Consider the following 352-nt stretch of genomic DNA (forward strand, 5'->3'; position numbering starts at 1 on the left):
CCCCGGCCTTCGCATCAAGAGGCAATTCTAAAAGATACCATATTGACATGAGGCGCCATCGCGCCGGTGCCATCCGCATGACCCGCTCCCTAGGGCACCTTGTACTCTATCTTCCGGATGCGGTGATTGCCAGTATCTGCCACATAGACGACATTGCCGGATGAGTTCACAGCCACTCCGTCGGGGGAGTCAAACAGCGCCGTGGTGCCGGCGCCATCCGCAGAACCCCTTGTCCCAGTGCCGGCTATGGTGCTTACCACCCCCGCCGGCGTGATTTTCCGGATGCGGTGATTGTATGAATCTGCCACATAGACATTGCCGGATGAGTCCACAGCCACTCCGTAGGGGTAGT

General features: G+C 58.5%; 1 protein-coding gene. It reads right to left on the reverse strand.

The features are described from left to right. Positions 1 to 89: 89 nt before the first annotated feature. On the reverse strand, positions 90 to 352 hold a 263-nt coding region (locus tag S1OALGB6SA_RS04075; RefSeq protein WP_195910293.1), incomplete at its 5' end, for an SBBP repeat-containing protein.

It is taken from the genome of Olavius algarvensis spirochete endosymbiont (genome assembly GCA_900608495.1).
GTDB lineage: Bacteria > Spirochaetota > Spirochaetia > DSM-2461 > DSM-2461 > UBA2779.